The organism is Psychrobacter celer, from assembly GCF_016107555.1.
Lineage (GTDB): Bacteria > Pseudomonadota > Gammaproteobacteria > Pseudomonadales > Moraxellaceae > Psychrobacter > Psychrobacter celer.
On sequence record NZ_JABASU010000041.1, the window covers coordinates 1 to 8,731 of the forward strand.

The window sequence follows — 8,731 nt, forward strand, 5'->3', positions numbered from 1 at the left end:
ATATCTTGCCACCTACCCATCTAGATAGTCAGGAAGAAACGAAGCGTAATGACTCCGTTTTCTCAGAGTATTGGGAGTCTATTAAAAGTATTTGGCATAAATAAGCTGCTGTAGATTGCAACGCTTGTGGTGGCTTAAATTCTCAGTTACCATAAGGTATTGAAGGTGATAAATGAAATTCTAGTAGTTATCTATTACTATAATGATTTCTTTATCACTTTTTTTGTGCCTAGCTCTATTTCTCGCCTCTAATACGATTGAATAACCAACCTGCCAACGGAAAAGATGCCATCTGGGTTAGGGGTACAAGTATTATAGTTTCTATCAGTACAACCACTGGAAAGCTCAAATCCTTAGTAATCGGCTTTAATACACTCAACACGATTAACAGCGTAGGGAAAAGACCTATATAGCCAATCAATATCTGTCTGAGTCTGTTTTTGATTTTCATAATCTTGCAACATCTGAATTAGGAAAGATTTTAGGTTTCTGAGAGTTAAAAAATAATTGCTTACTTTTTATAATAAGGATAATCAAGATAGCTAATTAGGGTCTGCTCTATTGAGTGGACAATTATCAGATATACCTCCAAATATAAGAAGAGCAGAAATATTTTAAGGTATAAAAAATTGCTTGACCCTGTAGATTAGTCAAGCAATTATAAAATTTATAATTATAATTATAATTATTTTTTATTATTATTATTTTTTATAATTACCACTGCTTTTTAAGCCACAGTAACATGCAGGCGTACATCAACATTACCACGAGTTGCATTTGAATACGGACAAACTTGATGAGCGGATTCGATTAGAGTTTGCGCTTGTGACTCGTCAATACCAGACACTTCAATAAATAAATCTATATCTAAATTATAGCTGTTATCAGCGTTCATACCAATACCAACTTGAGCAGAAGTTTTTGACCCAGTTATTGGTAGTTTCATTTGCTGTGCTGTCATATCCAGAGCATTATCAAAGCACGCAGCGTAGCCCATCGCAAACAGCTGTTCTGGATTCACACCTTCTTTATCTTGCTCTTGAAAAGACACCAAATCAAAACCTAAAGAACCATCATCAAGACCTGTATGTCCAGAACGGCCGCCAGTTGCTGTTGCGCGAGTTTTATAAAAAATTTTCATTATATATTCCTTGTTTGAATGTCTCAGCTCTAATAAACATTATTGACATCAGATGACTTGGTGCTTGCTTGCTGTAGGTTTATTCTTGCAGGATTAGGCAAAGTATTTATAAAACCCTTATTCCAAGGCCACTGGTTACTATGTAGCTTAAACAACACCTCTGAAACCGCATTTCTAATAGTCACCTCACAAATATGTAGGCAAGGTAAAAAAGCGCCTGATACATTTGCATTCCATAGATACAATTCTAAAGCGCTATCTAGGTCAGAAACTTCTTTTTCGTAAGTAGATAGTCTGGGTGAAGATAGCGTACTTTTTACCCTTTCACCGTTAACAGTTGAATTCATACCTACAAAGCCTTATAATTAAATTGTGAGCTAGGGGTATCGTAGGTTAACACCTCCCCCCTAGACAGATGCGAAAACCCTGCCCTTGTGCAGGGTTTTCTTTTTTAACTTTATCAAATATTATTTTTCAACATTGATTTGTCGTCATTATTCTTGTTCCGAATGCAGCATATTCAGAAAAGAGCTTCTCAATAGCAATTAATGCTAAACCTTCCCACCCACACCTTTAAACTTCTCTACAAAAGCCGACATTTTCTGAAAAACGATGTGTTTTTTAGTTAAGTACTGCGGATTAAGAGGACTTAGCTTAGGTAGGACCTCATTTAGCTCCGTACCATTCTCACTGGCGTATTCACGCTTTAAAGATGCCGTTATATAACGCTTAGCCGCCTCTTCATTAAGATTTTCAGCAGCAATCATATCTTGCGCCTCACGCTGCTGCTCTGTTTGAGCAAAGCTAAAGAAGGCCTCAATAATGCTGGATTTATCAGGGATGTTATCTAAGTTGGTTTTATTGATGAAATCTACTACCAGGCTTTCTTTAGCGCGGTTACCAAGGCTTGCTCGAATCACTCGGCGTACTTCTTCGACTAAGGCGGACTTATCCTTGGTATTCTTGTTATGCTCAAAAATCAGCTCAAGGATGTAATCAAGGTTAATCTCTTGAGACTTAAGAAGATCCACCTCAAAAACCACTTCATCCCAGTCAAGCGAAGACTCGCTTTGATCCTTGGCGGCTTTTTCACGGCGCAGCCAGTCACGTATGTCGTTGTACGTTGATCGATAGTCTTGTACTGTACGTTCAGCGGGTACATCGATGCTTTGCATGGCAGCAAGATCTTCATCAGTCAAATAGTGCTCAGCTTTAAATACCTCAACTGCCTCATTATCAGTAATATCTATGCTTTGAAGCGCTTTTAGGCTCGCGAACTCATCATAGTTTTGTAAGATGTTCTCGACGCGTAAGTACTCGCCAAATAACTTAGCAAAGTCCTTTTTGTCCGCCTCTTTGACAATCTCATCAGGGTTAGGGAAACGTTGCTGCAGCTCCTTAATCACCTCCAAATAGCCTCGTCGTGCTTTGCCTGTCGCAATATCAGTAAAGCCTTCTAGATACTCCCTATAGCTTTTTTCTAACACGACGTTCTTAGTGTTTCTATCCCCAAATAAGGTGATGGCATCAATGGTCGCTTGCTCTAAGTCACGAAACGTCACGATGTTACCAAAGGTCTTAGTGGCATCATAAATGCGGTTAGTACGTGAGAACGCTTGCATCAGACCGTGATAACGCAGGTTTTTATCAACATAGAGCGTGTTTAAGGTCGGCGCATCAAAACCTGTGAGGAACATACCGACAACAACTAGTAAATCTACTTCCTGCTTAATAACGCGTCCTGCAAGATCACGGTAGTAGTTTTGAAAAGACTTACTGTCTACGCCGTAATTGGTCTTAAACATCTCGTTGTAATCATTAATAGCACGGCTTAAAAACTCTTTAGCACTGCTATTCATGGCTGTTGGCTCAAAGCCTTCATCAGCAATATCACCGATTGCATCTTGTTCTTCATTGGCAGCATAAGAAAAGATAGTGGCAATCTTTAAGGGCCTCTCGCTGTCCTTTTGTAGCTGATTCAAGGTCTCATAGTAAGCCTTTGCCGCGTCCACACTACTAACAGCAAACATGGCATTAAAGCCTTTACCGTTTCCCTTTAAGCGATGGGTTTTTTGCTTAAAGCTGTTTAAGACGTACTTTGAGATCTCTTCAATACGATCAGGGTGTAATAACAGCTGCTTGTTTTCAGCAGCTGTGAGTTTCTTCTCATCTTGCTCGCTTTCAATGGCTTGAAACTGCGGGCGTACGTCATTGTAGTCCACCTTAAACTTCAAGACCTTCTCATCACGAATGGCATCAGTGATAACGTATGAATGCAGCTCATGGCCAAACACACTGGCAGTTGTCTCTGCACCCAAGGCATTCTCAGGGAAGATAGGGGTGCCAGTAAAACCAAACTGATAGTACTTTTTAAATTTCTTCTTTAAGTTCTTTTGTGCTTCACCAAACTGGCTACGGTGTGCCTCATCAAAGATAAACACCACTTGTTTATTATAGATGGGTAAATCAGCCTCACCTTTGATTAGGTTATTTAGCTTTTGAATGGTAGTGACAACAATTTTATTATCATCTTTTTCAAGGTTACGCTTGAGTCCTGCGGTACTGTCAGAGCCGTTAACGCTATCAGGGGAGAAGCGCTGATACTCTTTCATGGTTTGATAATCAAGATCCTTACGATCCACCACAAAAAACACCTTATCAATAAAAGGCAGTGACGTTGCTAGGCGGGCAGCTTTAAAACTGGTTAAAGTCTTACCTGAGCCTGTGGTATGCCAAATATAGCCGCCACTCTCGAGAGTGCTCCACTTTTTGGATTGATAGGCACTGTTTATTTTCCATAAGATGCGCTCAGTAGCAGCGATCTGATACGGACGCATCACTAATGAGGTATTACTCACATCAAAGACGGTGTAATGCATCAGCACGTTTAATAGGGCGTTTTTTTGAAAGAAGGTCGCTGTAAAGTCTTTTAGATCTTTGATTAGGGTGTTATCGGATCTCGCCCAGTTCATGGTGAAATCAAAGCTGTTTTTATTGCGCTTGGTGGTATTGGCAAAGTAACGGGTATCAGTGCCGTTTGAGATCACAAACAGCTGTAGGTATTTATATAAGGAGTTATCGGAGTTAAAGCTCTCTTTACTATAACGATGCACCTGGTTAAATGCTTCGCGAATGGCAATGCCACGTTTTTTAAGCTCAATTTGCACCAAGGGCAAGCCATTGACCAAAATAGTCACATCGTAGCGATTGGCTTGTGTGCCTTTTTGAGCAAACTGTTTAATGACCTGTACTTTGTTACGTGGGATGTTTTTTTTGTCCAGCAGGGCAATGTTCTGCAGGTGTCCATCATCAAAGGTGAAGTCATAGATGTGGTCATCATGAATCTTTCGAGCTTTGTCCGTGATGTTATCGCTAGGATTATCAAGATACTCCATCACAAAGCGCTGCCACTCAGCATCTGTAAACTGCACCTCATTTAAGGTCTGCAGCTGTACACGTACGTTAGCGAGCATCGTTTCAGGCGAGTTTAAACCAGGGACAAACTCATATCCCTGGTTTTGTAAGTCTTTGAGTAGTTCACGCTCTAGATCATCTTCAGTCTGATACCCCCCATCAGGCTGATCGCACTTGGTATATTTATTTAAAACGATAAAATTATTCGATTCAGCAATGGTTTTTGTTTGGTCAGTCATGAGCTACTACCTCAGGCTTAGGGAAGCTTAAAAGCAGGTCACGGTAATACTCATATTGCTGCTGACGTAGCTCTATTTCATGCGGGAGGCCTTCGGTCAGAGATGTGGTTAAGGCGTCGAATTTATCGAGAATAGAGACGATGCGCTCTTGTTCAACAATAGAAGGTACTGGAATCCCTATAGCATTTAGAATTGCTTGAGTTAGACTAGGTCTACCTGAGCCTGTATCTAATTTCATTAAATCAATAGTTTTCATATAATAATAAAAGAACTTCGGCAAGATTTGCTCAGTATCAATCTCAGTATAATAAATAGTGTCAACATTCCAGAAAGGAGTCTCAACGTAAAATATATTTGTAATAGATCCTTTTCTAGGGATTAGTACTGTAGGCTTATCATAAGCATACGTATCAACATAAGTCATAACACCACCTGAACCATAAACAGGTATGTCGCCGTTACCTAGATTTTTCCAATCCTTACCGTTTTTGATATTTACTACATCTCCCAATCTTTTGTACTGAATTTGATTATTATCAAACGTCAGCAACTGCTCACGATAGTACGCATACTGCTGCTGACGTGCTGTAAGTTCTGCTGTAAGTTCTGCTGTAAGTTCTGCTGTAAGTTCTGTAAATGTGTCTAAAATTCGGACGATTTCGGCTTGGATGTTGAGAGGTGGTATGGGTATTTGAAGTCTTTCAACTATAATAGAGTCTAGAGTAGGTATTCCTGCCAACCTTACTTTAGATCTTAATAAATGCTGATACCCTATCAGCACGTAATATAGATATTTATTATTTAATAGCTTTGAATGCTCTATACAAAAACAACCATCCGACGACCAAAATTCTGTCGAGCTATAACCGACGGTTCCAGCCGAAGCTCCAACATTTATAATCATTACTGTATCAGCAGGTCTATTGCTACTATTGTAGTAACCTAAAGGCTGTAAACCACCATGATATACCGGAAACTCTTCATTATCAGATAACTGGCTTTTTACTAACCTTTTTCCTCGTAAAACTTTAGTTAATGTGTTTAACTCCTTCCACTCAACTTCAACCCCATCAAGTAGCTTTTCCATATAACCTAACTGACTCATGCCTCAATCTCCGCAACGATTTTATCGATATCAGCACGCAGCTTATCAATCTTAGCGACTGTCGTTTCAAGTTCGCTATTTAAAGTTTTAATATCAATAACCTCACGCGTATCTTCTGCTTCTACGTAAGCACTTACCGATAAGTTATAGTCATTTTTAGCAATGGCGCTGTTATCAACGCTTGCAGACAAATAATCCGTATCCTCTTTAGTATCAAACAACGTCATGATCTGCTCGATATGCGCATCAGTCAGTACGTTAGTATTCGTCTCTGACTTAAACAGCTTACTGGCATCAATAAACTGCGTCTTACCCTCTGTTTTGTGCTTGGATAGCACTAAGATATTAACCGAGATACTGGTTCCAAAGAATAAGTTGGGTGCTAAGGAGATCACCGTCTCTACATAGTTATTATCTACCAAATACTGCCGAATCTTTTGTTCAGCACCGCCGCGATAGAATATCCCAGGGAAGCAGACAATAGCGGCGCGGCCCTTACTCGATAAATAGTTCAATGCATGCAGCACAAAAGCAAAGTCCGCCTTTGATTTAGGAGCCAATACACCCGCTGGCGCAAAACGCTCATCATTAATTAAGGTCGGATCATCACTACCAATCCACTTCACTGAATACGGCGGATTCGAGACAATCGCATCAAAGGGCCTATCCTCCCCAAAATGCGGATCTAGCAGTGTGTTACCCAGCTTGATATTAAACTTGTCGTAGTTCACGTTATGTAAAAACATATTCATACGCGCAAGGTTATAGGTAGTGTGGTTAATCTCTTGACCAAAAAACCCCTCTTCAATGATGTGATTATCAAAGTGCTTTTTAGCTTGCAGCAATAAAGAGCCAGAGCCTGCAGCTGGATCGTAGATTTTGTTAACTGCCTCTTGTTTGTGCATCGCAATTTGAGCAATCAGTTTAGACACGCTTTGAGGGGTGAAGAACTCACCGCCTGATTTACCCGCATTGGCTGCATAGTTTGAGATCAGATACTCATAAGCATCGCCAAATAGATCAATCTCACTGTCCTTAAACTGATGTAGTTTAAGGCCCGCCACCCCTTTAAGTACCGCAGCTAATCGAGTATTCTTATCGGCAACCGTATTACCTAATCGGTTACTGGTGGTATCAAAATCAGCAAACAGACCCTTAATATCAGGCTCAGACGGGTAGCCATTGGCGGAGCTTTCAATCTCTTTAAAAATAGCGGCCAAATCCGTATTTAAGTTCTCGTTTCTATGCGCATTGGCAGCCACACTAGCAAACAGCTGACTTGGGTATATGAAATAACCCTTGGTCTTAATCGCATCGTCTTTAATATCAGCAGTAATCACCTCATCAGAAAGAGCGGCATAATTAACGCTCTCATCCCCCGCCTCAATATAACTGGAGAAGTTTTCACTGATAAAGCGATAGAACAAAGTCCCCAACACATACTGTTTAAAATCCCACCCATCGACTGAACCACGAACCTCGTTTGCAATTTGCCAAATTTGTCGATGCAGTTCCGCACGTTGTTGGGTACTTGTCATGATGAAAAATCCTATAGGAATAATGATGGGGCTAAAAGCCCCTTATGTTTTGTGTAACTTAAATCGTTATTGAGTACGCTTTGATTAAGAGCAATATACCTTAGCACTGCTAACCGTTTTTGGTTCTATTATATGGTGCTGATATAGGAAACAGTGCTTGTTTTGCCATGGGCATTTTCTTTACAGCTTGCTTCTGCGTCTGTCTTAAGAAAACAAGCATCTGATGATACTAGTAAGGTGCACAGCGTTCGACGATATGTATAATTTTTTGAGTTTTTTATACATATCCTTTTTATAGGTATAGAAAAACGAATTTTTTATACCTATCGCTCAACCAATTTTTCCTCAATCATTTCAGTCAACAACTCAGTCACCGTTTTTCGGCTTTCAAGCGCGTACCGCTTGAGCGCAATGTGTTTATCTTCATCTAAATTAAAATTCACGCGTACCGTCTTTTTGGGACTGTCCGTCACATCCGATAAAGCCAATTGATCCTTAACGTTCTTACTAGGACGACCTGCTGATAAACTCATGACTTACTCCTCACCAAAAAATATTTGAATCTCACTGACCAATGCGGTTATCTCTTGTAACGCATTGCTACTAGGCGATTCGGTATCAAATACTGTCTTACCAAGGGCGGCACTATTAGGATAAGCAACTCGCTGCATCACTCTGGTCTCTAATACCGGAAGATTATAATCAAGCAGCGCGGTTGCAACCTCTTTACCAATATTGGTATTTTGAATGGCGCGTGAGACGACAAAGGCTGCCTTTAGTTGGCCATCCATCATCTCAATACGCTGCTGCACTAAATCAACCAAATCGCTGGTCGCCCAGATATCATAGGGGCTCGGCTGCACCGGAATCAATATAAAATCAGCCGCTTTTATAGCAGAAATAGCCAGACTAGTAGCTTGCGGCGATCCATCGATCACCACATAATCTTTATCAGAGACGTTTTTTAAATCTTTATCAAGTGTTGGTCTGTCGAGCCCGATCACTGGTACCGGATTGTCTTCATCAACTGCTCTCCAGTCACGCGCACTGCCCTGTTGGTCGCTATCTACCAGCAGCACACTATGACCTTTTAGCTGTAGTCCCCGTGCTAAATGCGTTGCAATGGTGGTCTTACCGCTGCCGCCCTTCTGATTCAATACCGCAATTACCTTCATAAATACAGATCCCTGTAGTATGTATTAAGTATATAAGTATATAAGTATATAAGTATATAAGTATACCCCACTCTCAACTTCGAAAGTGATTGAAAAAAGAAGAGCACCTCACTAATCTA

8 protein-coding genes are annotated in these 8,731 nt (G+C 40.4%); all 8 read right to left on the reverse strand.

All coding sequences use genetic code 11. The features are described 5' to 3' along the window. Positions 1-235: 235 nt before the first annotated feature. The 8 genes from JFC05_RS12395 to parA all read right to left on the reverse strand — a co-directional run bounded on the left by JFC05_RS12395 (position 236) and on the right by parA (position 8,612). On the reverse strand, positions 236-451 hold the full coding sequence (locus JFC05_RS12395; protein ID WP_198337103.1) for a putative antibiotic biosynthesis monooxygenase: 216 nt from the start codon (positions 449-451) through the stop codon (positions 236-238). A 276-nt stretch (positions 452-727) separates the two neighbouring features. Then, positions 728-1,141 carry an organic hydroperoxide resistance protein gene (locus tag JFC05_RS12400; RefSeq protein WP_198337104.1) on the reverse strand — a complete coding sequence of 138 codons (414 nt, stop codon included), beginning with the start codon at positions 1,139-1,141 and terminating at the stop codon, positions 728-730. 29 nt (positions 1,142-1,170) lie between these two features. Beyond that, a complete protein-coding gene (locus JFC05_RS12405) occupies positions 1,171-1,488 on the reverse strand; it encodes a hypothetical protein (protein WP_198337105.1) in 318 nt (105 codons plus the stop codon). Between the two features lie 204 nt (positions 1,489-1,692). Beyond that, a complete protein-coding gene (locus JFC05_RS12410; RefSeq protein ID WP_198337106.1) occupies positions 1,693-4,794 on the reverse strand; it encodes an HsdR family type I site-specific deoxyribonuclease in 3,102 nt (1,033 codons plus the stop codon). Then, on the reverse strand, positions 4,787-5,899 hold the full coding sequence (locus tag JFC05_RS12415; protein ID WP_198337107.1) for a restriction endonuclease subunit S: 1,113 nt from the start codon (positions 5,897-5,899) through the stop codon (positions 4,787-4,789). The genes JFC05_RS12410 and JFC05_RS12415 overlap by 8 nt, the downstream gene beginning before the upstream one ends. Continuing rightward, positions 5,896-7,437 carry a type I restriction-modification system subunit M gene (locus tag JFC05_RS12420; RefSeq protein ID WP_198337108.1) on the reverse strand — a complete coding sequence of 514 codons (1,542 nt, stop codon included), beginning with the start codon at positions 7,435-7,437 and terminating at the stop codon, positions 5,896-5,898. The genes JFC05_RS12415 and JFC05_RS12420 overlap by 4 nt, the downstream gene beginning before the upstream one ends. A 323-nt stretch (positions 7,438-7,760) precedes the next feature. Further along, positions 7,761-7,970: a plasmid partition protein ParG gene (locus JFC05_RS12425; RefSeq protein ID WP_025652656.1), complete on the reverse strand. Its 210-nt coding sequence runs from the start codon at positions 7,968-7,970 to the stop codon at positions 7,761-7,763. A 3-nt stretch (positions 7,971-7,973) separates the two neighbouring features. Then, positions 7,974-8,612, reverse strand: a complete 639-nt coding sequence (gene parA / locus JFC05_RS12430) for a ParA family partition ATPase (RefSeq protein WP_198337109.1) — start codon at positions 8,610-8,612, stop codon at positions 7,974-7,976. Between the last annotated feature and the right edge of the window lie 119 nt (positions 8,613-8,731).